Raw genomic sequence first — 24,041 nt, forward strand, 5'->3', positions numbered from 1 at the left:
TTTCATGTTAGAAAAAATACAGAAACCAAACGATATCAAGAAGATTCCGGCGGACCAGCTTCCGGCGCTTGCAGAGGAAATCCGGGAATTTATTATCGAGTCTTTGAGTAAAACCGGCGGCCATCTGGCGTCCAATCTTGGTGTCGTGGAACTGACGATTGCAATGCACCGCGTCTTCGATCTTCCAAAAGACAAGCTGATCTGGGATGTGGGACACCAGTCCTACACGCACAAGATTCTGACTGGGCGGAAAGACGGGTTTGAAACGCTGCGCCGGGAAGGCGGCATCAGCGGATTCCCGAAGCGGAGCGAGAGTGACTGCGATGTATTCGACACCGGCCACAGCTCGACCTCGATTTCCGCAGGCGTCGGCTATGTGCGTGCACGGGAACTGAAAAAAGAAAATTATTCCGTTGTTTCGATCATCGGAGATGGTGCGCTGACCGGCGGCATGGCGTACGAGGCGCTGAACAATGCGGCCAGCCTGAAATCGAATTTTATTATCGTTTTAAATGACAACGAAATGTCGATCACCGAGAATGTCGGCGGTATGTCATCGTACCTGTCCGGCCTTCGGACGGCATCGGCGTACACGGGTTTCAAGATGGACGTCACAAAGGCATTGAACCGCATTCCGGGCATCGGACCTGGCATGGTGGATGCGATGCGGAAGACGAAAAGCAGCATCAAACAGATCATCATTCCGGGCATGCTGTTTGAGGATATGGGACTTACGTATTTAGGTCCGGTGGACGGCCACAACATTCCGCAGCTGATCAAGACCTTCCAGGAAGCAAAACGGTTTGAAGGACCGATTCTGGTGCATGTCCTGACACAGAAGGGCCGCGGCTATGAGCCGGCGATGCGCCACCCGGCAAGATTCCACGGTGCGGGTCCGTTCGATGTGAAAACAGGATTGCCGGTTGGAAAATCCAATCCGACGTACACGGATGTCTTTTCCACGGTCATGCGGAAAATGGGAGATCGAAGAAAGGATGTTGCGGCAGTCACGGCGGCGATGATGACCGGTGTCGGACTGAAACGCTTCTCCAACATGTTCCCGGACCGCTGTTTCGATGTGGGAATCGCAGAAGAGCACGCGGTGACATTTGCAGCGGCACTGTCACTCGGCGGCATTACGCCTGTCGTTGCGATTTATTCTTCATTCCTGCAGCGGGCGTACGATCAGATCATGCATGACGTCTGTATGCAGAATCTCCATGTCGTCTTTGCGATTGACCGCGCCGGTCTTGTGGGCTACGACGGGGAGACACACCACGGCATTTTCGACCTTTCCTATCTGGGTTCGATGCCGAATATGACAATTCTTGCACCGAAGAACCTCTGGGAGCTTTCGGATATGATCAAATTTGCGGTCGATTACGACGGCCCGATCGCGGTGCGCTACCCGAGAGGGGAAGCGTATACGGGATTAAAAGAGTTCCGTGCGCCCATCTGCCTCGGAAAATCAGAAGTGATCCATGAGGGAAGCCGTGTTGCACTTCTTGCCGTCGGCAGTATGGTAAAAATGGCAGAAGAAGTGCAGAAACAGTTAAAAGAGCGGATGGATATGGATGCGGCGCTTGTGAATGCGCGGTTCGTCAAACCAATCGATGAAGAACTTCTTCGAAGCTTTGCCGATACGTATGAGCTTGTCGTAACACTCGAGGAAAATGTAAAAGACGGCGGCTTTGGAGAGCGCGTCCTTGCTTTTGCCGAGGAAGAAGACCTTCCGTTCGGCGTGGAGATCATTGCACTGCCGGACCGCTTTATTCCGCACGGAAGTGTATCATACCAGATGAAACAGGTCGGCTTTACGCCAGAAGATATCTGCGGCAGAATTGAGGAATACTACAGAAAACAGGGGCAGGAAGAAAGATGAAAAAACGATTAGATGTATTACTGGTAGAACGGGGCCTTGCCACATCGCGGGAAAAAGCGAAAGCCATGATTATGGCAGGAGAAGTTCTGGTGGACAATGAGCGGGAGGACAAAGCCGGTTCCATGTTCCCGGAAGAAGTGGAGATTGTCTTAAAAGGAAAACCACTGCCGTATGTGAGCCGCGGCGGCTTAAAATTAGAGAAAGCAATGAAAAACTTTGACCTTACCCTGGATGGAAAGGTCTGCATGGATGTCGGAGCATCCACCGGCGGCTTTACCGACTGTATGCTGCAGAACGGCGCCGTCAAGGTATATTCCGTGGATGTCGGCCACGGTCAGCTCGACTGGAAGCTGCGGAACGATCCGCGCGTTGTCTGCATGGAGCGCACGAACATCCGTTACGTCGTGACGGAGGATATCGAGGAGAGACCGTCCTTCGTATCGATCGACGTATCGTTTATCTCCCTGACCAAGGTGCTGCTTCCGGTCCGAAATCTGATGGAAGAGAACGGCGAAATTGCAGCTCTGATCAAGCCGCAGTTTGAGGCAGGACGCGAAAAAGTCGGCAAAAAAGGTGTTGTCCGTGATCCGGCTGTACACAAAGAAGTCATTGAGATGGTCATTTCCTATGCGAAAAGCATTTCCTTCGGCGTGCGCCATCTGGAATTTTCTCCGATCAAAGGACCGGAGGGAAATATCGAGTATCTCGTTCACCTTGTCCGGCTGCCGGACGGCGTGACAGAGGAAGAGACCAATGTCGATGTAGACGCCGTTGTAAAGAGCGCACACGATACACTGGATAAATAAAAGGGTTAAGGAGCATGATATGGAGCGATTTTACCTGATCACAAACAGAGCAAAAGACCCGGACCTTACCGTGACAGACCAGATCAGGCAATATCTGGAGGAGCGCGGAAAAACGTGTCTTCTCTGCGATAACAGCGAAAAAGGGGAAAAATACCATTATACGGATCCGGCGAAGGTTCCGTCAGATATCGACGGCATTCTGGTGCTCGGTGGTGACGGCACGCTTCTGCAGGCAGCAGGCGACGTGGTGGATTTACAGATTCCACTGCTCGGCATCAATCTGGGAACGCTCGGCTATCTTGCGGAAATCGACCGTGACACGCTTTATCCGGCGCTGGATCATCTGATGGCAGATGAGTATACGATTGAGCACCGCATGATGCTCTGCGGATCGATTTACCGGGACGGAAAGCTGATTGCGGAGGACGCGGCACTCAACGACATTACGATCACCCGTGAGGGAAACCTGCGTGTCGTCCGGTTCGACAATTACGTCAACGGGGAGTTTTTAAATTCCTACAGCGCCGACGGCATTATCATCGCAACGCCGACCGGTTCGACCGGCTACAGCCTCTCCGCGGGCGGCCCGATCATCTCACCGTCAGCCAGCCTGATGCTGATGACACCGCTTGCCCCGCACACCCTGAATACGAGAAGCATTGTCTTTCCGGCAGAGGATGTGATCGAGGTGGAGCTCGGGCCTTCGAGAGACGGCGGCATTGAACAGGGCATGGCATATTTTGACGGCGACACCCGCGTTCCGATGAAAACCGGCGACCGGATCGTGATCAAAAAGGCCAGACGGGATACTCTGATTGTGAAGATCAGCAACATCAGTTTTCTGGAGACATTAAGAAAGAAAATGGCAAACATTTAAGATATAGTTACTGGGGAAGGATGCTTGAAATGAAAATCGCGAGACATGCACAGATTATCAAATTAATTAACCAATATGACATTGAAACACAGGAGGAGCTGGCAAAGAAGCTGGAGGAGAGCGGCTTTGCCGTAACGCAGGCGACGATTTCGAGGGATATCCGCCAGCTGAAGCTCACAAAAGTACCAAAAGAGAACGGCGGAAGCCGCTATGCGGTTCTGCAGAACGCACCGTCCGAGGTTGGGAGCCGCTATGCGCGCGTGTTAAAAGACGCGTATATTTCCGTTGATCTTGCCAAGAATATTCTGGTCATCAAAACCGTGTCTGGAATGGCGATGGCGGCGGCAGCGGCTTTCGATGAGATGAACTGGAATGAAATTGTCGGCTGCATCGGCGGAGACGATACGATTCTCTGCGTGGCAAGAGACGATGATGCGGCGCTTGTGGCAGCAGAACGACTGAAAAAAATGGTGGACGGCATGGAGGAGACGGGCGAAGAGTTCTAAAGAACGCACGTCTCTGCAAAAAGAGACAAAAAGATGACAGCAGGTGTGACACCGGAGGAAAAGAATGCTCACAAACTTACACGTAAAAAATCTGGCCCTGATCGACGAAGCGGAAGTGGAGTTCGGTCCGGGCCTGAATATACTGACCGGAGAAACCGGAGCCGGAAAATCCATCCTGATCGGTTCGATCAACGCGGCGCTTGGAAAGAAGATATCCCGCGAGATGATCCGGACGGGAGAGACAAGCGCGCTGGTGGAACTGGTCTTTGAAACCGAAAATCCGCATGTGCTGGAGCTGTTAAAAGAGATGGATCTCGAGGCGGAGGAGGGTCAGGTGATTATTTCCAGAAAGATCACCGGATCCCGCAGCGTCTGCCGCATCAATGGCGAGGCATGCAATATCTCGCAGGTAAAAGCTCTTGCGTCCCTGCTGCTCGACATCCACGGCCAGCATGAGCACCAGTCGCTGCTCTATCCGGACCGGCAGATCGCGATTCTTGACGCGTTTGCGGGAACCGAGGCGGCCACGGCAAAAGGAGAGGTCCGGGCGCTGTACCAGGAGTGGAAGAATGTCCGAAAGGAGCTCTCGGCGTACGAACTCGACGAGGAGGCAAGAAAGCGGGAGGCAGCATTTCTTACGTTTGAAATCAACGAGATTGATCAGGCAGAGCTAAAAGAGGGCGAGGACGAAGCGTTGGAAACTGCGTACCGGAAAATGGGCCATGCGAAAAAGATCGCGGAATCTCTGCAGACGGTATATGCGATCACCGGCTACGGTGCAGAGAACAGCGCCGGGGAGCAGGTCGGCCGCGCAATCCGGGAGCTGCAGCAGGCCGCGGTGTACGACGATGCACTTTCCGGTCCGTCGCAGACCCTTTCCGATATTGACGGACTGCTGAATGATTTCAACCGCGAAATTTCCGCATATCTTTCCGAACTGACCTTTTCCGAAGAAGAGTATTACGAGACGGAAAAGCGGCTCGATGAGATCAACCGCCTGAAAGCAAAGTATGGAAAGACGATGGAAGAGATCGCCGCATACCGCGAAGAACAGCAGAAAAAACTGGAAAAACTGGAAAATTTTGAGAGCTGCCGCGCCGCACTGCAGGAGCAGTTACAGAAAACGGAGCAGAAACTGGATGCGGCCGCACATAATCTGTCCAAAATCCGCAGAAACTATGCAAAACGGCTCGAAACACAGATTATCGAAGGTCTGCGCGACCTGAATTTCCTGCATGTCGCATTTGAAATTTCATTTGAAAAGACAAAAAGCTACACCGAAAACGGAACCGATGCTGTGGAGTTCTTAATCTCCACAAACCCGGGCGAAGCGATCCGTCCGCTGGCGAAAGTTGTTTCCGGCGGTGAACTGTCGCGAATCATGCTTGCAATCAAGACGATTCTTGCCGACCGCGACGAGACAGAAACCCTGATTTTCGATGAAATCGACACCGGAATCAGCGGAAGGACGGCGCAGAAAGTTTCCGAAAAAATGGCACAGATCGGGCAGCGCCATCAGGTCATCTGCATCACCCATCTGCCGCAGATCGCAGCGATGGCAGATTCTCATTTTGAAATCGAAAAAAACGTCGAAGAAAACGAGACCGTCACATCGATCCATCCATTATCCGAGGAAGATTCTGTCAGAGAACTGGCAAGAATGCTCGGCGGCGCGAAAATTACAGATTCTGTTCTGGCAAATGCCAGCGAGATGAAGGAATTGGCACAGGTACAAAAATCTGCAAGACTCAAATAAAGAGAAGTCCGCATACTAAGAGGGAAATCACGAAACAAAGCGTGGTTTCCCTCTTTTTCGCGGGCGGCGAGTCAAAGTCCGTGCCTGCACGAGAACTTGACAACCGCCGCGAAAACAAAAGAAATGCCGCAGTTCTGCCCTGCGGCGGAAAGGATGGGAATGCAAATGACGAGAAAACAAAAATACCGAAGAGTCCTGCTTGCGCTGGCGGCGCTGTTTCTGATCCTCGCCGTTCTTCTTGGCTACGATGCCATGCGCGAATCCCTGCCGGATACGATGTATGTGGATGAGAACAGCGAAAGCCCGTTTCAGCCGCTCACGAAACATCCGCTTCTGACGATTTCGGAAGATACGAAGGAAGCAGAAAAAACCGAATTCGGAGAAACGGGAGAAACGGTTGTAGAATGTTCCGCCGCCGGGATCCCGCTGAAAAAGATCCGTGTGATCCAGGAAGAACGGCCGAAAGTTGCCGTCTGCGGCGCGCCGGTCGGTATCTATATGGAGACCGACGGTGTGATGGTGATCCGTACAGCCGAAATCCGTTCGTCCGACGGAACCGTCAGCCGTCCGTCAGAAAATATTCTGCGGGAAGGCGACTATATCACAAAAGTAAACGGACAGAGCATCCGCAGCAAGCAGGAGCTGATTGATGCAGTAAAAGTATCAAACGGTTCCCCGGTGTGTCTTTCCCTGCTTCGGGACGGGGAAACGATCGAGGTGCAGGTGACACCGCAGAAAAGCCAGGACGGCACCTGCCGCCTCGGGGCCTGGGTCCGCGACAATATGCAGGGAATCGGAACACTGACTTTCGTGGAACCGGACGGAACCTTTGCAGCGCTCGGCCATGGAATCAGTGATGTCGATACCGGAAAAATGCTCCAATTGAACGGCGGAGAACTGTATCTGACACAGATTCTGTCTGTGATCCCGGGAAAAGCGGGTGTACCGGGTGAACTGCAGGGCGTGATCCATTACGAAGAAAAGAACCGTATCGGGTCAGTGGCGGAGAATACCATCTACGGTATCCACGGCGTTCTGGACAGGGAAAAAAGCAGTGCACTGCCGCTTACCGTGACGGAAATTGCCTACCGGCAGGAGATCGAGACGGGCCCGGCCACCGTGCGGATGTGCGTGGACAATACGGTAGAAGAGTATGAGGCGGAGATTACGGAAATCGATCTTGGAAGCGAGAATACGAACAAAAATTTTGTGCTCGAAATTACCGATCAACGGCTGCTACAGAAAACCGGCGGTATCGTACAGGGAAATTCCGGCTCGCCGGTGCTCCAGAACGGAAGGCTGATCGGCGCCATTACCCATGTTTTCGTAAACCATCCAGAAAAAGGCTACGGTGTCTTTGCAGAAAACATGCTTGCACGGAACTGAAAAAATATGCGTTAATTTGGTTGAAATTGTTACAAACTTCCGAATTTTTACGGAAAATGTCGATCGAATTTTCAAAAATTTACGGGAAATATATTGAAAATGCGAAAAAATAAAATTATAATGTCTGTGTGATTGGAAAAAGTTCAGAAGAAAACGGATGCAGTGAAATTCCGGAAAGACTATGAGTTTTTGCAAAGGAGAGCTTTATGGAAAAGATCAACATTGCCATCGCGGATGATAACGAACGCATGCAGGAAATGCTTGGGAACGTCATAAAACAGGATGACACGCTTGAACTGATCGGGCAGACCGGAAACGGAAATGATATCTACAGTATCATCCGCGACAAAGAACCGGACGTCGTACTGCTTGACATTTTCATGCCGAAGATGGATGGTCTGACTGTAATGGAGAAAGTCAATGAGGATAAAAATCTGAAAAAAAGACCTGCCTTTATCGTTGTCTCCGCCGTAGGAGAGGAGAGGATCACCGAAGATGCGTTCCGGCTCGGCGCTTACTATTACGTCTTAAAACCGTTCGACAACGAAACTCTTCTGAACCGGATCAAAGCAACAAAAGGAATGACAGCAGTAAGAAGATACCATCCAAGAAATTTTACAAACCCCGGAAAAGAGCCGATCTGTCCGCCGGAAAACAGTCTGGAAATCGATGTGACAAATATGATCCACGAGATCGGCGTTCCTGCCCATATCAAAGGATACCAGTACCTGCGCGATGCGATTCTGCTTTCCGTAGAGGACACGGAAATGCTCAATTCCATTACCAAGATTCTCTATCCGACCATCGCGAAACGCCACCAGACAACGTCAAGTCGTGTCGAGCGTGCCATCCGCCATGCGATTGAAGTGGCCTGGAGCCGCGGCAAAATGGATACAATCGACGAGCTGTTCGGCTATACCGTGAACAACCGCAAGGGTAAACCGACAAATTCTGAATTTATTGCATTAATTGCAGATAAAATACGTCTTGAACTGAAAAATCAGTAAAAAGTAACAAAAAAATCCGAACAAACGGAGAAATTACAGAAGTTTAGACTTTTTTTTCTGGACAAAGTACGGTATAATACAGACAGGACGTTGATTATCCTTTCGCGTTTCATAGGATCGTGACAAAAAGGAAGGAATTACAGAAAAACAAAGATGCGATAATCAGCATGAAATTACAGGAGGATTCTTTTCATGAAAAATATTTTGTTCGTGGCTTCAGAGTGTGTACCGTTCATCAAAACAGGCGGTCTGGCGGATGTAGTAGGTTCTCTGCCGAAGTACTTCCCGAAAGAGTATTTTGATGTGCGCGTGGTGATTCCAAAATACGCAGGAATCAAAGAACAGTTTAAAAATCAGATGCGGTATGTGACAAACTTCTACATGGATCTGAACTGGAGACAGCAGTATGTCGGCATTTTCGAGATGGAATATGAAGGCATCAAATTCTACTTTATCGACAACGAGGAGCATTTCGGAGGAAGCACTCCATATGCGGGCATGCCGTGGGATCTGGAAAAATTTGCTTACTTCAGCAAAGCAGCGCTTTCCATTTTACCGACCATCGGCTTCCGCCCGGACCTCATCCACTGCCACGACTGGCAGACCGGTCTCGTTCCGGTTTACCTGCACGAGCGTTTCCAGGCAGATGAATTCTATCGGGGAATCAAAACCGTCATGACGATCCACAACCTGAAATTCCAGGGCATCTGGGACCGCAAGACGATTCAGAGCATTACCGGCCTTTCCGACTACTACTTCACACCGGATAAGCTGGAGTTCAAACACGATGCCAGCTACTTGAAGGGCGGTCTGGTTTACGCAGATGCGATCACCACCGTCAGCAATACATACGCGCAGGAGATTCAGACCCCGTTCTATGGCGAAGGACTCGACGGTCTGATGTGTGCAAGAGCAAACGATCTGCGCGGTATTGTAAACGGACTCGACTACAATGAGTGGAACCCGGAGACAGACGCTCAGATTGCAAAGAATTTCAATGTAAAGAACTTCCGTAAAGAGAAAGTGAAAAATAAACTGGCACTGCAGGAGGAGTTAGGACTCGAGGTCAATCCGAAGACGATGATGATCGGTATCGTATCCCGGCTGACCGATCAGAAGGGCTTCGACCTCATCAGCTATATGATGGATGAGATGTGCCAGGATGCCGTACAGTTTGTGATCCTTGGAACCGGCGAGGAGCGCTACGAGAACATGTTCCGCCACTTCGCATGGAAATACGACAAGAAGGTTTCGGCAAACATCTACTATTCCGATGCAATGTCACACAAGATCTATGCATCCTGCGATGCCTTCCTGATGCCGTCCCTGTTTGAGCCATGCGGACTCTCCCAGCTCATGAGCCTCCGCTACGGAACCCTTCCGATCGTCCGCGAGACCGGCGGCCTCAAAGACACCGTAGAGCCGTACAATGAGTACGAGGGAACAGGAACTGGATTCAGCTTCACAAACTACAATGCGCATGAGATGATGGGTACCGTGCGGTACGCAGAGCGCATCTATTACGACAAAAAACGCGAGTGGAACAAGATGATCGACCGCGCAATGGCACAGGATTTCTCCTGGGCGAATTCCGCAAAACAGTACGAGGAAATGTACAACTGGCTGATCGGATAAGCTGGTCTGCATTCTGAAAAATAAGAAAAAAATCCCGAAATGGCAGAAGAGGAAAGAAAAGCCGTTTCGGGATTTTTTTGCAGTATTTTTGGGTTGCGGCAGGAGAGTGGAATATGCTACACTTGTGCATAAGGATATATTCGAAGCAGCTCCGGTGCAGAGGATTTGGGGGCTGAAAAAAGACACAAGAAAAACAGTTGACAACAAAGCAGATTTGTAATAGTATGTATACAGAAGCGAACGAACGTTCGCATGGTAAGGAGAATATTCAGTATGGGAAATAATAACGAAGATAAACTGCGTGCACTCGATGCCGCACTTGGACAGATTGAAAAACAGTACGGAAAAGGAGCTGTCATGAAGCTCGGAGATTCCGCAGCAAACATGAACGTGGAAACCATCCCGACCGGCTCTTTAAGCCTGGATATCGCACTCGGCCTTGGCGGTGTGCCGAAGGGAAGAATCATCGAGGTATATGGACCGGAGTCTTCCGGTAAAACAACCGTAGCGCTCCACATGGTAGCCGAAGTACAGAAACGCGGCGGAATCGCCGGCTTCATCGATGCAGAGCATGCGCTCGATCCGGCCTATGCCAAAAACATCGGTGTTGATATTGAAAACCTTTATATCTCACAGCCGGACAACGGCGAGCAGGCACTTGAGATCACCGAGACGATGGTTCGTTCCGGTGCGGTAGACATCATCATCGTGGACTCTGTTGCAGCCCTCGTTCCAAAAGCCGAGATCGACGGCGACATGGGAGATTCCCACGTCGGACTGCAGGCGCGTCTGATGTCTCAGGCACTCCGGAAACTGACTGCAGCGATCAGCAAATCCAATTGTATTGTTATCTTTATCAACCAGCTGCGTGAAAAAGTCGGTGTCATGTTCGGAAATCCGGAGACTACAACCGGCGGCCGTGCACTGAAATTCTATTCTTCCATCCGTCTTGATGTCAGAAGAATTGAAGCCTTAAAGCAGGGCGGAGAGATGGTCGGAAACCGTACCAGAATCAAAGTCGTGAAAAACAAAGTAGCTCCGCCGTTCCGCGAGGCAGAATTTGATATCATGTTCGGAAAAGGAATCTCCAAAGAAGGAGACGTTCTGGATCTGGCAGCTTCCGTCGGCATCGTACAGAAGAGCGGCGCATGGTTCGCATACGGCGGCGACAAGATCGGCCAGGGACGCGAAAATGCGAAAGCATACCTGCGCGAGCATCCGGAAATCATGGATGAGATCGAGCACAAAGTGCGCGTGGCTTACGGCCTGATCAAGGAAGAAGCGCCGGAAGGCACAGAAGAAACAGCAGCAGTTCCGGAAACCGAAGGAGACGACGAATAAATGTTTGTGACAGAGATTCGTCCTCTGAATAAAAAGAAATCACGGATCCTCTTCGATGACGGAGAGGATCTGGTTCTTTATAACGGGGAAATCCGCGCTTCCCGCATCAAAGAGCAGGAGGAGCTTCCCGATGAGGTTTACGAAAAGCTGGCAGGGGAAGTGCTGACTAAAAGGGCCAAACACCGCGCGATGTATCTGCTGCTCAGACAGATGCGGACGAAAAAAGAGCTGGAAGATAAGTTACGAAAAGACGGCTATCCCGAGAGAGCCATTGAAGAGGCTGTCTCGTACGTGGAGAGCTTTCACTATATCGACGACCGCGCATACGTGGAGCAGTATCTTGCGGGCAGCGGTGCGAAAAAAGGGAAAAAGGCAGTCCTCTATGCGCTGGCACAGAAAGGCGTGGACCGGGAACTGGTGGAATCCGTCCTGGAAGAGCAGGAGGATGCCCGCGATGAGTATGAACTTGCAAAAAGTGCCGCCTTCGCAAAGCTCGGCACGCCGCACCGGCTGGATGAAAAAGAGTACCGCCGTGCCGCCGGTTTTCTGACGCGGAAGGGATTCGGCAGTTCCGAAATCCGTCGGGCACTGGAAGAATACCAAGATTCCGCTGACGAAGAATCCTGAATATTCCCGGCGATTCCGCCACATGCCGCGAAATTATGTGCAATAAATTACATGAATATTTTTAAAACATTGACAAATTTGTGAAAACAGTATAAAATTGTAGTGTTGTAAATGTGCAATGAAAACTAAATAAGGAGGTGCTCCGGTAATGGGTACAGGTATTACAATTCTGCTGGTATTCATTGCTGTAGTAGTCACGCTGCTTATTGCGGTTCCTGTTACCAGGAAAATTGCTGTGGACAATAAAATCAAGCAGGATGCTGAGAAAATTGGCACAGCGGAAGAAAAGGCGAGAAACATCATAGATGAAGCACTGAAAACTGCCGAAACTAAGAAACGGGAAGCCCTGCTGGAGGCGAAGGAGGAGTCTCTTCGTACGAAGAATGAAGTAGAAAAAGAGACCCGAGAGCGCAGAGCGGAACTGCAGAAATATGAGAAGCGCGTTTTATCGAAAGAAGAATCTGTAGATAAAAAAGCGGACGTATTGGAGCGTCGTGAAAACGAAATTGCAGCAAAAGAGGCAAGCGTCAGAAAGAAAGAAAAGGAAGTAGACGGTCTACACGAAAAAGGAGTACAGGAACTGGAAAGAATTTCCGGTTTTACCTCCGAGGAAGCAAAAGAGTATCTGTTAAAATCTGTGGAAGACGAAGTAAAAATCGACACAGCAAAGCTCTACAAAGAGCTGGAGAGCAGAGCAAAAGAGGAAGCAGGCCGTAAGGCAAAAGAGTATGTGGTAACAGCTATTCAGAAATGTGCTGTCGATCACGTATCCGAGAGTACCATCTCCGTGGTACAGCTTCCGAGCGATGAAATGAAAGGCCGCATCATCGGCCGTGAAGGACGAAACATCCGTACACTCGAAACCATGACAGGCGTTGACCTGATCATCGACGATACACCGGAAGCAGTCGTTCTTTCCTCATTCGATCCGATTCGCCGTGAGGTGGCAAGAATTGCTCTGGAAAAACTGATCGTAGACGGAAGAATCCATCCGGCCCGCATCGAAGAGATGGTAGAAAAGGCCCGCAAAGAAGTAGAACAGAATATTCGCGAGGAAGGCGAGGCAGCCGCACTGGAAGTCGGTGTACACGGACTTCATCCGGAGCTGATCCGTCTCCTTGGAAGAATGAAATTCCGTTCCAGCTACGGACAGAATGCATTAAAGCATTCGATCGAGGTAGCACAGCTTTCCGGTCTCCTCGCAGGAGAGGTAGGATGCGATGTCCGCATGGCAAAACGTGCCGGACTGCTTCATGATATCGGTAAATCCATCGACCATGAGGTAGAAGGATCTCACATTCAGATCGGTGCAGATCTCTGCAAAAAGTACAAAGAATCTCAGATTGTGATCAACACAGTAGAATCACATCACGGGGATGTAGAGCCCCAGTCTCTGATTGCATGTATCGTTCAGGCAGCGGATGCAATTTCCGCAGCAAGACCGGGTGCAAGAAGAGAAACACTCGAAACATATACCAACAGATTAAAACAGTTGGAAGACATCACGAATTCGTTCAAGGGTGTCGAAAAATCTTTTGCTATTCAGGCTGGTAGAGAAGTCCGCATCATGGTTGTTCCTGAGCAGGTATCCGATTCTGAAATGGTACTGCTCGCAAGGGATATCTCGAAACAGATCGAAGCTGAACTGGAATACCCGGGACAGATCAAGGTCAATGTTATCCGCGAGAGCCGTGTAACGGATTACGCGAAATAAAAGACTTTCTACGAAACAATTTAATAACGAAATCAAAAAGAGGCTGTGGACATGAGCAATCATGTTCCACAGCCTTTTCAGTGTGTATAAGAACAGTAAGTTTCAAAAGAATTTATACGTGCCGTATCCGGTTCGAGCGCATTTTCTGAGGTGTAGAGCCATACAGCTTTTTGAAGGTCCGCATAAAAATTTTGTAATTCGACAGCCCGTTTTTCTCCATCAGTACCGTGATCGTTTCGTCGGAATTCTGTAAATCTTCGTACAGGTGCATCGTGCGCACATCGTTCAGATATTCGAGAAAGGTCTGTCCGGTATACTTTTTAAAGAGCCGGCAGAAATACTCCTTCGAGAGCGCCAGGGAATCCGCGGCTGTTTCGAGGCTTAACGGTTCCGGGTAATGCACTTTCACCCAGTTCATAACGTGTGTCACGCGCTGCAGATCGCGCTGTGAACCCGTGAGGGATGCCGAAGGGATCTGGTGGGAATACGACCGGCAGAGATGGTACAGAAATTCGTACAGTCGTGAGGTAAAGAGAAGCTGGTATGAATCGGAAGGATTCTGCCGGATCTCGTTCATCTCCGAGAGCAGTGCGCGGAGCGGAGCCGGCTGTTCCGAGCAGGGAATGATCGTGTCGAAACGCATCGTATCAAAGTCCGGCAGATATTGGCGCATCTGGCTTGCGGAAATCTGCAGCAGAAGATATGTACAGGTGTTGGAGCGCGTCATATGGAGGTCGCCGGAGTTGATGATAATCAGATCGCCCTCGTTTAACTGATACTCCGTTGCCTGGACAATCGCGGAAAACTGTCCCCTGATCAGATAGAGAATTTCCACATATTCGTGCCAGTGCGCCGGAAAAACAAAAGCGGGCGCATCCTGCAGCTCAAAACGGACGTGCAGCAGATCGGTTTCGTGTATTGTTTCGTAAAAGCAGGATTCCATAAGTACCTCCAGGATGTGATAGAAATATACGTCAATTATAATCAAAAAAGATAAGAATATTGTACCAGAAATTGGGCGAAATATCAATATCAACCAGAGAAAGGACAAGAAAGGAACTAGAAGTTACACGAAAAAGGGAAGATAATGGAGACATTAGCACGAAACAAAGTTTGGGAGGAACAAAGACATGAAAGCAAAGGTAAGAACCTTTAACGGAACTACATCTCCGGAAGTAACCCAGCGTGAAACAGATCACCGCAAACTTGCCCGCGAGGCAGCAGCAGAGGGATTCGTTCTTCTGGAAAACAAAGATCATTTCCTGCCGCTGGCAAAGGGCAGCAAGGTAGGTCTTTACGGAGCAGGTGCGATCCGCACCATCAAAGGAGGCACCGGTTCCGGCGATGTCAATGAGCGTGACAGCGTTAATATTTTCCAGGGCATGAAAAATGCAGGCTACGACGTAACAAGCAGTGAATGGCTGGAGGATTACGATAAACTCTACGTACAGGCAAGACTGGACTGGAAAAATGAGATTTTCACAAAATTGAATGGAGACGACACAAAATTCTTTGATGCTTACTCTGCAACCCCGTTCTTTATGCCATCCGGAAACCCAATCGATGAAGAGAAAGCAGCAGCCGACGGTGCAGACACCGCATTCTTCGTTCTGGCACGTATCGCAGGAGAGAACAAAGACCGTTTTGATACGGAGGGTGACTACTTCATCTCCAAAGAAGAGAAAGCTATTCTGGCACAGGTTTCCAGATGCTATAAAAACGTTGTTCTTGTTATCAACACCGGCGGCCTGATGGATCTGGCATTCGTAGAAGAATTTGACAATATCCGCTCTATTTTACAGTACGTACAGGCAGGCCAGGAAGGCGGAAATGCATTTGCTGATGTTGTAAGCGGCGATGTAACCCCATCCGGAAAAATGACAGATACCTGGGCAAAAGATTACTATGATTATCCGGGTGCAGAGGTTTACAGCTACAAGAGCGGCGACCTCATGAAAGAAAAATACGAAGAGGGTATCTTCGTTGGATACCGTTACTTCGATACCTTTGAAGTACCAGTCCGTTACTCCTTCGGTTACGGTATGTCCTACACCGATTTCGAGATCAGAACCGATGACATCAAAGTAAGCGGCCGCGGTATGATGAATCCGAAAGTAAGCGTGACTGTTACCGTTACCAACACCGGCGATACTTATGCAGGAAAAGAAGTTGTACAGATCTACGCTTCCTGCCCGCAGGGCAGACTGGTGAAAGAGTTCCGCCGTCTGGCAGGCTTTGGAAAAACAAAACTGCTGGCTCCGAAGGAATCCCAGACCATGACCATCACCTTCCCGCTGTATCAGCTGACTTCCTATGAGGAGGAAAGTGCATCCTGGATTCTGGAGCCTGGCATGTATGGTATCTGGATTGGAAATGATCTGAATACATCTGTTCTCTCCGGCGCGCTGGAGCTGGACGAGAAAGCAGTCATGACAGCGTGTGAAAATATCTGCCCGCTGAAAGAGGAATTGAATGAGATTGTTCCTGATGCAGAAAAAGTTCAGGCAAGAGAGGCTGCATGGCAGAAGGAAGTAAAAGAAAAGAGAATGAGCGTGATCGAGCTTAAAGCATCTGAGATCCCAACTGAGAAAGTAGATTACCAGCGGTACCGGAAGAGCTTCCTGGAAAAGCAGGAAAGATTGTGGAATCCCTTTCTGTGGATCAGCTGGCACTCCTTGCAACCGGTGATCCGGGAAGAGCACAGGGCAACGCGCTTGGCTCCGCAGGAATTTCTGTTCCGGGAGCAGCAGCAGAGACATCCCCGTGTGCTTCGGAGGAGCCGTGGAATGTAACCACCATTGCTCTGGTGGACGGACCTGCAGGTCTTCGTCTGAAGAGAGAATACCAGGTAGACAACGGAAAGATCGTAGCGAGCGATTTCCTGGCGGCCCTGGAAGGCGGATTCTTCAGCAAACCGCAGGAAAAACGCGGAACAACCTATTATCAGTTCTGTACCGCAATTCCGGTTGGAACACTTCTGGCACAGAGCTGGGATGTAGAACTGATCAAGAGAGTCGGCGAGATGATCGGCCATGAGATGGAGCTGTTCAACGTAACACTGTGGCTGGCACCTGGCATGAACATCCACAGAAATCCGCTCTGCGGAAGAAACTTTGAATATTATTCCGAGGATCCGCTGCTTGCCGGTATGATGGCGGCTGCTATGACGCTCGGTGTACAGAAGGTACCGGGCTGCGGAACCACGATCAAACACTTCGCATGCAACAATCAGGAGGATAACCGTATGGGCTCCGATTCCATCCTGTCCGAGCGTGCACTGCGTGAGATCTATCTGAAAGGTTTTGAAATCGCAGTCAAAGATGCACAGCCGATGTCCATTATGACATCTTACAACCTGATCAATGGTGTGCACGCTGCAAACTGCTACGATACCTGCACGAAAGCAGCGAGAGATGAGTGGGGATTTGCAGGAGCTATCATGACCGACTGGACAACCACCAACGTACAGATCCAGGGCGAGTGTACGGCAGCGGGCTGCATGAGAGCCGGAAATGACATGGTAATGCCGGGTCTGCCGGAGGATCACGAGAACATCAAAAAAGAACTTGCAGATGGAACTCTGACGATGGCAGAACTGAAACGCTGCATCTATAACACGGTAAATATCGTACTGCAGTCCAATATGTACGAGGGCGCAGTCAGCTACCTTGATCAGTTCGATGATCTGGATACCTATCTTGTCGTGAAATAAAAGAAGTGAAAAATATCTTATGGGGATATACAAAAAGCAGGGTTTGAAATGATCGGACATTTCGGTGCGTGAGACATTGGGGGACCCTGAAAAGAGGAAAGAAGTGCCATTCGCAGATGGGGGTCTGCGGAGCAGGCACTTCTTTTACGTATATCGTCTATGAACCGTGAATACATTGACAGTAAGGCAGAAAATAAGGAGGCGCAAAAAGCAAATGAGAGAACGGGATGAGAATGCATATATTCGTTTTTTTGCCCTCTGGTTTGCGGCCGGTATGACCCTCGGTGTACTGCTGCTGCTTACGGCATCCCACACGGGAATGAAGGAGGGAAATAGCGTCCGCCTCTTTCAGGCGGAGGCGTTTTTGGGAAGAAAAATTTCCGCAAAGGCCTGCTTTTCCTATCTTCTAAAGGTACGGTTAGCACCGGCATTTGCGGGACTTCTCTTTGGATTGACGGCAATCGGTGCGTATTTTGCCACTGCTGCCGTTTGGGCATATGGTTTTCTGTGTGGCGTCTTTCTCTCGGCTGCCTATCTGCAGAACGGAATGGCAGGTCTTTTATTCTTTTTTCTGGCTCTTTTTCCGCAGATTTTCCTCTACCTTGCCGCGTTATTTCTGATGGCTGCTGCGTGCAGCCGGATGGCAGAGACGAATCACCTTGCCGGCGGCATACAGAAAAAGGAATATTTTTGCTTCGGCGTGCGCTACTTCTTTGCACTGATCCTGCTTCTGTGGGGTATTCTGCTTGAGAGTTATGTCAATCCGTGGTTTCTTGCGAAAATCCTGTAAAAACGGTCTGAAAAGGGAATTGCATTTTTGAAAAAACGTGTATATAATTAAAAGCATTGTTACCCTTTATCGGGCAGTGAGAGGGAGAAAAAAGCAAAAAGGAAAAAAGCTATGCAGGAAACGATACAGTCATTTACGGACTATCTACAGACGGAAAAGAAAGCGTCAAAAAATACAGAAGTCTCCTATCAGCGCGATCTTCGAAAGCTGGCAGTTTTTTTGAAGGAGCACGGAATAGAAAAACCGGAGCAGATGAATGCAACGGTTTTAAATTCTTATTTATTATATCTGGAGCGGGAACACTTCTCCCCGGCAACGATCTCGCGCAGCATTGCGGCGATTCATATGTTTTGCCAATATGCATGTCAGGAGGGAAAAATGGTATCTGACCCGTCGAAAGCGTTGCAGCCACCGAGGGTTGAGCGGAAAATGCCGGAGATCCTTTCCATCGCAGAGGTCGATCTGCTGCTTCGCCAGCCCAAAACCGACACGCCAAAGGGTATCCGCGACAAAGCAATGCTGGAAATGCTGTATGCGACCGGTATCCGCGTCAGTGAGCTGATCCATTTGAAGATACAGGATGTCAACCTTATGATGGGCTACATCACCTGCCGCGATGAAAAGGAGCGGATCGTTCCGTTCGGCGGACCGGCGAAAAAGGCGTTGGAGCAGTATCTGGGGAGTGCGCGCGCAGCCCTGATGCATGGACGGGAGGACGATGTACTGTTTGTCAACTGTTCCGGAGGTCCGATGAGCCGTCAGGGGTTCTGGAAAATTCTGAAATCCTATGCAAAATCCGCAGGCATTACGGCGGATATTACGCCGCATACCCTGCGTCATTCGTTTGCAACCCATCTGCTGCAAAACGGTGCGGACTTAAAGAGTGTCCAGGAGATGATGGGACACGCCGATATTTCGACGACGCAGATGTATCTCCACCTTGGTGTGAATAAAATCAGGGATGTGTACCGGAAGGCACATCCGAGAAAGTAAAGGTGGAACAGAAAAGTAAAACGATAGAAAAACCTCCGCCGCAGACTGGTGAAAAACTGCAGCGAAGGTTTTTGATGTTTTTAGGGTGTTGAGAAAATTTAGCACTCCTCAGCGATATCATAAATCAGGCGTTCGGTCTGATCCCAGCCAAGGCACGGGTCAGTGATGGATTTACCATAGACATGATTTCCGCATCCGATTTTCTGATTGCCAGGCTCCAGATAGCTTTCGATCATAACACCTTTTACGAGACTTTCGATATCCTTGTTGCATCGTCTTGTGTGCAGAACGTCTTTGACGATACGGATCTGCTGCTCGTATTTCTTTCCGGAGTTGGAATGGTTGGCATCGATGATGGTAGCCGGGTTTACGAGATGTGTTTCGTTGTATTTCTCCAGCAGAAGCTGAATGTCCTCGTAGTGATAGTTCGGCACGGAGTTGCCGTGCTTGTTGGTCGCACCGCGGAGAATGGTGTGCGCCAGCGGATTTCCGCTTGTCTTTACCTCCCAGGTACGGTAAATAAAGGAGTGGGAGCCCTGTGCGGCAATGACGGAGTTGATCATAACAGAAAGATCACCGCTGGTCGGGTTTTTCATGCCGGCCGGAATGTCGATGCCGGAAACAGTCAGACGGTGCTCCTGGTTTTCTACGGAACGTGCGCCGACCGCAACATAGGAGAGAATATCGGACAGATAGCTCCAGTTGGACGGATACAGCATTTCGTCTGCAGAAGTCAGATCAGTCTCTTCTACTACACGCATATGCATTTTACGCATGGCGATCAGGCCGTGCAGCAGGTCCGGCTTTCCTTCCGGGTCCGGCTGATGAACGATACCTTTGTAGCCTTCACCTGTGGTACGCGGTTTGTTGGTATAGACACGCGGGATGATGATCAGTTTGTCGGATACTTTGTCGGCAACCTTTGCCAGACGGTGATTGTACTCCAGAACAGCGTCTTCGTTGTCTGCGGAGCAAGGTCCTACGATAACAAGAAATTTATCGGAATCCCCGGTAAAGACTTTTGCGATTTCAGCGTCACGCTGTTTTTTGATTTCGGTTGCGCGGGCGCTTAAGGGATATTGTTCCCGGATCTCTGTTGGGGTGGGAAGTTTTCTTACAAATTCAAGGCTCATTTTCGTTCTCCTTTATCTTAGATGCACTTCTTTTCTAGCTGCGGACAGAGGAGCGTTCTTGTGTGCCCCGTCGCAAACTATCTATAAATTATAATACATAACGCGAAGATTGTCGATATTTTTTCGGCGAAAATTCTGTTTCTCTTAAAAAAGATAGAAAAAAGGTATCAATGAACAGCAAATCCGTTTGCAGATTCCCGATGCAGGAACAAAAGTGCCATTGTCATAATGGTAAGTTCACTTGCAAGAATACCATAGAGATAGCCACGGATGCCGAAAACCGGGACGAGAAAAAGAATTGCAAGAATACGAATTACATCTCCGGCAAGGTTCTGGAAAAAAACGAGAGAAGTTTTTCCAAGGCCGTTTAAAATGCTTCCAAGTGTCGTTTCTAGATAGAGAAAAGGACTTAAAAATGAAAGGATACGCAGAAAAACGCCGACTTCTTCGTTTTGAAAAAGGAAACGTCCAAGCCACGGACCGAAAAAGAAAAAGGCAAAAACAGCGGAAGTGCCAAGCAGCACACAGAAAGAAATTGTATAACGGATCGTGTCTGATATTTGCTCCGGCGTACCGTCGGCCTGCTGTTTTGCTACGCCGGGCAGAAGCATGACGGACACCGCGTGGGTGATGGCAGATGGAAAAAAGATCATAGGAAGTGCCATACCGGTGAGAATGCCATACTGCGAGAGCGCTGCTTTCCGGGAAAGACCGAAGGTGACCAGACAGCCGGGGAGCAGAGCACTTTCAATGCTGTGGAGGACATTCAGAAGAATACGGTTCAGCGTAAGCGGAAGATTCAAAACGGCAAGCTCTCGGAAGGTATCGTACCAGAGGGTCTTTTCTTTGAAAAAAACAGAAATCGGGCGGTGTTTCTGAGGGGACCTGCTGTGCGAGACGGACAGGCAGGCCATCAGAAAGAGACACGAAAAGAGTTCGCCGGCGGCAGTACCGAATGCAGCGACAGCGGCAGAGGGGAGGCTTGTGGAAAGACAGAAAAGCCAGGCAAGGTAGGAAGCGCCCATGCGCACGAACTGTTCCAAAAGCTGGCAAAAAGAAGGCAGTGCCGTCTGATTCTGGCCAAGATACCATGCCGAGAGACAGTTGTGGATCCCGGAGGGGAGAATGCCGAGTGATAAAATCCGGAGGAGCAGAATCGTCCGCGGCTCAAAAAGAAGCCGTGTTCCGATAAAATCCGCGCTGAAAAAGAGAAAGATGGAGGCGGAGAAGGAAAGTATCACTACAATGCCGCATCCGGCCGCCAGACAGATCTTTGCCCGTCTGGAATCCTTTTTGGCAAGGTACGATGCGACAAAGCGCGAGAGCACCGTCTGCATGCCGCCTGCGCCAAGGGAGAGCATCAGTGCGTAGAGTGGTGTGGCGAGCTGGTAGATACCAAAGGCTTCCGCACCGATCCGGCGCGACAGGAATATTCTATAGAGAAATCCAAGAATTCTGCAGATGATCCCGGACGCGGTCAGGATCAGTGTGCCAAGAAGAAGCGTGTTCTTTCTTGTGATTTTCAGCATGGGATAGACTCCTTTCACGGCATTGCGCAGATAGTCTAAAATATGCGAAAAAACTCCTTGACAGAACCCCGTGATAGGTGCTATTCTGAGTGAGAAATAAATCCGATTAAAACTGTCGGAATTGGAAAACGACAGCACAGGAAAAAGGAGAACCAGGAATGAAATTATCGACCAAGGGAAGATATGGCCTGCGTGCCATGATCGATCTGGCGAGTCACGAAGAAGAGGGTGCAGTGTCCATTGCCAGCATTTCAGAACGCCAGAATATCTCAGAGAGCTATCTGGAGCAGCTGGTGCGTCCGCTTCGAAAAGCCGGATTCATTGAGAGTGTGCGGGGAGCAGGCGGTGGATATGTACTTGCAAAACCGGCAGATTCCATTTCGGTAGGAGATGTTCTCCGTGTGCTGGAGGGCGGACTCGAGGCAGTCACGTGCTCGGTCAATGAAGGCCTGGGCGGCTGCGATGCGGCCGATTTCTGCGTCACGCGTTTTGTGTGGCAGAGGATCAATGAGGGAATTACGAACGCTGTGGATTCCATCAGCCTCGGAGAGCTGGTTCAGCAGAGCCGGCAATTAGAGAAAAACAGAAACAGCGATAGAAATGACAAGGAGTGAACAACAATGATTTATCTGGACAATGCGGCAACAACAAAAACAGCCCCGGAAGTTGTCGAGGCTATGCTTCCTTATTTCAGCGAATACTACGGAAATCCATCCAGTATTTATGCAATTGCAGGAAAAAGCAAAGAAGCCATCACCAAAGGAAGAGAGCAGATCGCAAACGTGCTCGGCGCAAAACCGGAGGAAATTTATTTTACAGCCGGCGGCAGCGAGTCCGATAACTGGGCGTTAAAAGCTACCTTTGAAGCATATAAAAATAAAGGAAACCACATCATTACCACAAAAATCGAGCATCATGCGATTCTTCATACCTGTGAGTATCTGGAAAAAGAGCGCGGTGCGAAAATCACCTATATCGGCGTCGATGAGAACGGCGTTGTCAATCTGGATGAACTCGAAGCAGCCATCACACCTGAGACCATTCTGATTTCCGTTATGGCGGCAAACAACGAAATCGGAACGATTCAGCCGATCAAGGAAATCGGAAGAATTGCAAAAGAACACAATATTTTATTCCACACAGATGCCGTACAGGCATTTGGCCAGATCCCGATCAATGTGGATGAGTGCAATATTGATATGCTCAGTTCCAGCGGTCATAAGATTAACGGACCGAAAGGAATCGGCTTCCTTTACATCCGAAAGGGTGTGAAAATCCGCTCCTTCGTACACGGCGGTGCGCAGGAAAGAAAACGCCGTGCCGGAACAGAAAATGTACCGGGCATCGTAGGATATGGAGTTGCGGCAGAGCGTGCGGCAAGAACTATGGCGGAGCGTACCGCAAAAGAAATCGAAGTACGTGATTATCTGATCAACCGTATTTTAACCGAGATTCCGAACTGCCGTCTGAACGGCGATCCGGTAAAACGTCTGCCGAACAACTGCAACATCAGCTTTGAATTCATCGAGGGAGAGTCCCTTCTGATCATGCTGGATATGAAAGGTATCTGCGCATCCAGCGGTTCTGCATGTACTTCCGGATCCCTGGATCCGTCCCATGTACTGCTGGCCATCGGACTGCCGCACGAGAAAGCACACGGTTCCTTACGTCTGACTTTAAGTGAGGAGATCACAAAAGAGGACGTTGATTTCGTTGTAGAGCAGATCAAAGCGATCGTAGACCGTCTGCGCAGCATGTCCCCGCTGTATGAGGATTACATCAAAAAACAGCAGGGTAAATAAGTTAAAAAAAAATAAGACAGTCCATCCAGAAAGCCGGTACAGAAAAATTCAGGTAAAAGCTGTGCCGGAGGAGGACTGCTTTGAAATAGTTCAGGAGGAAGAATAACAATGTACAGTGAAAAAGTAATGGATCATTTCCAGCATCCGAGAAATGTAGGAGAAATTGAGAACGCAAGCGGTGTAGGTACCGTTGGAAATGCAAAATGCGGCGATATCATGAGAATGTATCTTGACATCGACGATAACGGAATCATTCAGGACTGCAAATTCAAAACCTTCGGCTGCGGCGCCGCAGTTGCAACCAGCAGTATGGCAACCGAGCTGGTAAAAGGAAAAACCATCCAGGAAGCTCTGGAAGTAACCAACAAAGCCGTTATGGAAGCACTCGACGGACTTCCGCCGGTCAAAGTTCACTGTTCTCTGCTTGCAGAAGAAGCAATTCACGCTGCACTCTGGGATTACGCAGAGAAACACCACATCAAGATCGAGGTCTTGCAAAACCGAAGTCTGATATCAGCGAGGGCGAGGAAGAGGAAGAATACTAA

Annotated in this window: 20 protein-coding genes and 1 pseudogene; 18 read left to right on the forward strand and 3 right to left on the reverse strand. The window is 49.6% G+C overall.

Translation table 11 applies throughout. The features are described from left to right. Positions 1–4 precede the first annotated feature (4 nt). The 11 genes from dxs to rny all read left to right on the forward strand — a co-directional run bounded on the left by dxs (position 5) and on the right by rny (position 13,537). Positions 5–1,882 (forward strand): 1-deoxy-D-xylulose-5-phosphate synthase, encoded by a 1,878-nt coding sequence (dxs, locus tag DXA55_RS10285; RefSeq protein WP_055267046.1) that lies wholly within the window; start codon positions 5–7, stop codon positions 1,880–1,882. After that, a complete protein-coding gene (locus DXA55_RS10290) occupies positions 1,879–2,688 on the forward strand; it encodes a TlyA family RNA methyltransferase (protein WP_055267045.1) in 810 nt (269 codons plus the stop codon). The genes dxs and DXA55_RS10290 overlap by 4 nt, the downstream gene beginning before the upstream one ends. A 19-nt stretch (positions 2,689–2,707) precedes the next feature. Continuing rightward, positions 2,708–3,565, forward strand: a complete 858-nt coding sequence (locus DXA55_RS10295; protein ID WP_022463345.1) for an NAD(+)/NADH kinase — start codon at positions 2,708–2,710, stop codon at positions 3,563–3,565. 29 nt (positions 3,566–3,594) lie between these two features. Next, entirely contained in the window at positions 3,595–4,071 is a 477-nt protein-coding gene (gene argR / locus DXA55_RS10300; protein ID WP_022463344.1) for an arginine repressor, read from the forward strand. A 64-nt stretch (positions 4,072–4,135) separates the two neighbouring features. Continuing rightward, on the forward strand, positions 4,136–5,827 hold the full coding sequence (gene recN / locus DXA55_RS10305; protein ID WP_117509106.1) for a DNA repair protein RecN: 1,692 nt from the start codon (positions 4,136–4,138) through the stop codon (positions 5,825–5,827). A gap of 165 nt (positions 5,828–5,992) precedes the next feature. Continuing rightward, complete coding sequence (gene spoIVB / locus DXA55_RS10310; protein WP_070103244.1) at positions 5,993–7,213, forward strand: SpoIVB peptidase; 1,221 nt, start codon at positions 5,993–5,995, stop codon at positions 7,211–7,213. 206 nt (positions 7,214–7,419) lie between these two features. Further along, complete coding sequence (spo0A, locus tag DXA55_RS10315) at positions 7,420–8,220, forward strand: sporulation transcription factor Spo0A (protein WP_055218233.1); 801 nt, start codon at positions 7,420–7,422, stop codon at positions 8,218–8,220. A 192-nt stretch (positions 8,221–8,412) separates the two neighbouring features. Continuing rightward, complete coding sequence (gene glgA / locus DXA55_RS10320) at positions 8,413–9,855, forward strand: glycogen synthase GlgA (protein ID WP_117760400.1); 1,443 nt, start codon at positions 8,413–8,415, stop codon at positions 9,853–9,855. 273 nt (positions 9,856–10,128) lie between these two features. After that, the gene (recA, locus tag DXA55_RS10325) at positions 10,129–11,196 is read left to right on the forward strand and encodes a recombinase RecA (protein ID WP_022463338.1); all 1,068 of its coding nucleotides are present in this window, start codon (positions 10,129–10,131) and stop codon (positions 11,194–11,196) included. Next, entirely contained in the window at positions 11,197–11,823 is a 627-nt protein-coding gene (locus tag DXA55_RS10330; RefSeq protein ID WP_117760399.1) for a regulatory protein RecX, read from the forward strand. It abuts the gene before it with no gap. 148 nt (positions 11,824–11,971) lie between these two features. Then, positions 11,972–13,537, forward strand: coding sequence for a ribonuclease Y (rny, locus tag DXA55_RS10335; RefSeq protein ID WP_022463336.1), 1,566 nt, complete (start codon positions 11,972–11,974; stop codon positions 13,535–13,537). Between the two features lie 112 nt (positions 13,538–13,649). Here rny and DXA55_RS10340 read toward each other — a convergent pair whose 3' ends face one another. Then, positions 13,650–14,480 carry an AraC family transcriptional regulator gene (locus tag DXA55_RS10340; protein ID WP_022463335.1) on the reverse strand — a complete coding sequence of 277 codons (831 nt, stop codon included), beginning with the start codon at positions 14,478–14,480 and terminating at the stop codon, positions 13,650–13,652. Positions 14,481–14,667: 187 nt separating this feature from the next. Here DXA55_RS10340 and DXA55_RS17780 point away from each other — a divergent pair, with 187 nt between their 5' ends. The 4 genes from DXA55_RS17780 (at position 14,668) to xerD (ending at position 19,032) form a co-directional block, all read left to right on the forward strand. Next, positions 14,668–16,329, forward strand: a complete 1,662-nt coding sequence (locus tag DXA55_RS17780) for a glycoside hydrolase family 3 C-terminal domain-containing protein (RefSeq protein ID WP_242998483.1) — start codon at positions 14,668–14,670, stop codon at positions 16,327–16,329. A 14-nt stretch (positions 16,330–16,343) separates the two neighbouring features. After that, the gene (locus DXA55_RS17785) at positions 16,344–17,249 is read left to right on the forward strand and encodes a glycoside hydrolase family 3 protein (RefSeq protein WP_242998487.1); all 906 of its coding nucleotides are present in this window, start codon (positions 16,344–16,346) and stop codon (positions 17,247–17,249) included. A 214-nt stretch (positions 17,250–17,463) separates the two neighbouring features. After that, on the forward strand, positions 17,464–18,039 hold the full coding sequence (locus tag DXA55_RS10350) for a stage II sporulation protein M (RefSeq protein WP_117814068.1): 576 nt from the start codon (positions 17,464–17,466) through the stop codon (positions 18,037–18,039). A gap of 111 nt (positions 18,040–18,150) precedes the next feature. Further along, entirely contained in the window at positions 18,151–19,032 is an 882-nt protein-coding gene (gene xerD / locus DXA55_RS10355; protein WP_055267026.1) for a site-specific tyrosine recombinase XerD, read from the forward strand. A 98-nt stretch (positions 19,033–19,130) separates the two neighbouring features. Here the strand turns inward: xerD and DXA55_RS10360 are convergent, their stop codons facing one another. Continuing rightward, positions 19,131–20,165: a 3-deoxy-7-phosphoheptulonate synthase gene (locus DXA55_RS10360; RefSeq protein ID WP_022463331.1), complete on the reverse strand. Its 1,035-nt coding sequence runs from the start codon at positions 20,163–20,165 to the stop codon at positions 19,131–19,133. Between the two features lie 167 nt (positions 20,166–20,332). After that, positions 20,333–21,694 carry a polysaccharide biosynthesis protein gene (locus DXA55_RS10365; RefSeq protein WP_055218215.1) on the reverse strand — a complete coding sequence of 454 codons (1,362 nt, stop codon included), beginning with the start codon at positions 21,692–21,694 and terminating at the stop codon, positions 20,333–20,335. Positions 21,695–21,852: 158 nt separating this feature from the next. On the opposite strand from DXA55_RS10365, the gene DXA55_RS10370 reads away from it, so the two are divergent. The 3 genes and pseudogenes from DXA55_RS10370 (at position 21,853) to nifU (ending at position 24,041) form a co-directional block, all read left to right on the forward strand. Further along, entirely contained in the window at positions 21,853–22,308 is a 456-nt protein-coding gene (locus tag DXA55_RS10370) for an RrF2 family transcriptional regulator (RefSeq protein WP_022463329.1), read from the forward strand. Between the two features lie 6 nt (positions 22,309–22,314). Beyond that, a complete protein-coding gene (gene nifS / locus DXA55_RS10375; RefSeq protein WP_022463328.1) occupies positions 22,315–23,496 on the forward strand; it encodes a cysteine desulfurase NifS in 1,182 nt (393 codons plus the stop codon). 108 nt (positions 23,497–23,604) lie between these two features. Continuing rightward, a pseudogene (gene nifU, locus DXA55_RS10380) lies at positions 23,605–24,041 on the forward strand (Fe-S cluster assembly scaffold protein NifU).

This window comes from Blautia sp. OF03-13 (assembly GCF_003460685.1).
Taxonomy (GTDB): domain Bacteria; phylum Bacillota; class Clostridia; order Lachnospirales; family Lachnospiraceae; genus Fusicatenibacter; species Fusicatenibacter saccharivorans.

Excerpts from the sequence above, each read along its gene's own strand:
- DXA55_RS10290 (WP_055267045.1), top strand. The coding sequence starts at position 1,879 with ATGAAAAAACGATTAGATGTATTACTGGTAGAACGGGGCCTTGCCACA.
- glgA (WP_117760400.1), top strand. The coding sequence starts at position 8,413 with ATGAAAAATATTTTGTTCGTGGCTTCAGAGTGTGTACCGTTCATCAAA.
- nifS (WP_022463328.1), top strand. The coding sequence starts at position 22,315 with ATGATTTATCTGGACAATGCGGCAACAACAAAAACAGCCCCGGAAGTT.
- DXA55_RS10295 (WP_022463345.1), top strand. The coding sequence starts at position 2,708 with ATGGAGCGATTTTACCTGATCACAAACAGAGCAAAAGACCCGGACCTT.
- DXA55_RS10365 (WP_055218215.1), bottom strand. The coding sequence starts at position 21,694 with ATGCTGAAAATCACAAGAAAGAACACGCTTCTTCTTGGCACACTGATC.
- DXA55_RS10340 (WP_022463335.1), bottom strand. The coding sequence starts at position 14,480 with ATGGAATCCTGCTTTTACGAAACAATACACGAAACCGATCTGCTGCAC.
- dxs (WP_055267046.1), top strand. The coding sequence starts at position 5 with ATGTTAGAAAAAATACAGAAACCAAACGATATCAAGAAGATTCCGGCG.
- spoIVB (WP_070103244.1), top strand. The coding sequence starts at position 5,993 with ATGACGAGAAAACAAAAATACCGAAGAGTCCTGCTTGCGCTGGCGGCG.
- DXA55_RS10330 (WP_117760399.1), top strand. The coding sequence starts at position 11,197 with ATGTTTGTGACAGAGATTCGTCCTCTGAATAAAAAGAAATCACGGATC.
- DXA55_RS10370 (WP_022463329.1), top strand. The coding sequence starts at position 21,853 with ATGAAATTATCGACCAAGGGAAGATATGGCCTGCGTGCCATGATCGAT.
- DXA55_RS17780 (WP_242998483.1), top strand. The coding sequence starts at position 14,668 with ATGAAAGCAAAGGTAAGAACCTTTAACGGAACTACATCTCCGGAAGTA.
- recA (WP_022463338.1), top strand. The coding sequence starts at position 10,129 with ATGGGAAATAATAACGAAGATAAACTGCGTGCACTCGATGCCGCACTT.
- argR (WP_022463344.1), top strand. The coding sequence starts at position 3,595 with ATGAAAATCGCGAGACATGCACAGATTATCAAATTAATTAACCAATAT.
- recN (WP_117509106.1), top strand. The coding sequence starts at position 4,136 with ATGCTCACAAACTTACACGTAAAAAATCTGGCCCTGATCGACGAAGCG.
- spo0A (WP_055218233.1), top strand. The coding sequence starts at position 7,420 with ATGGAAAAGATCAACATTGCCATCGCGGATGATAACGAACGCATGCAG.
- rny (WP_022463336.1), top strand. The coding sequence starts at position 11,972 with ATGGGTACAGGTATTACAATTCTGCTGGTATTCATTGCTGTAGTAGTC.
- DXA55_RS10360 (WP_022463331.1), bottom strand. The coding sequence starts at position 20,165 with ATGAGCCTTGAATTTGTAAGAAAACTTCCCACCCCAACAGAGATCCGG.
- xerD (WP_055267026.1), top strand. The coding sequence starts at position 18,151 with ATGCAGGAAACGATACAGTCATTTACGGACTATCTACAGACGGAAAAG.
- DXA55_RS10350 (WP_117814068.1), top strand. The coding sequence starts at position 17,464 with ATGAGAGAACGGGATGAGAATGCATATATTCGTTTTTTTGCCCTCTGG.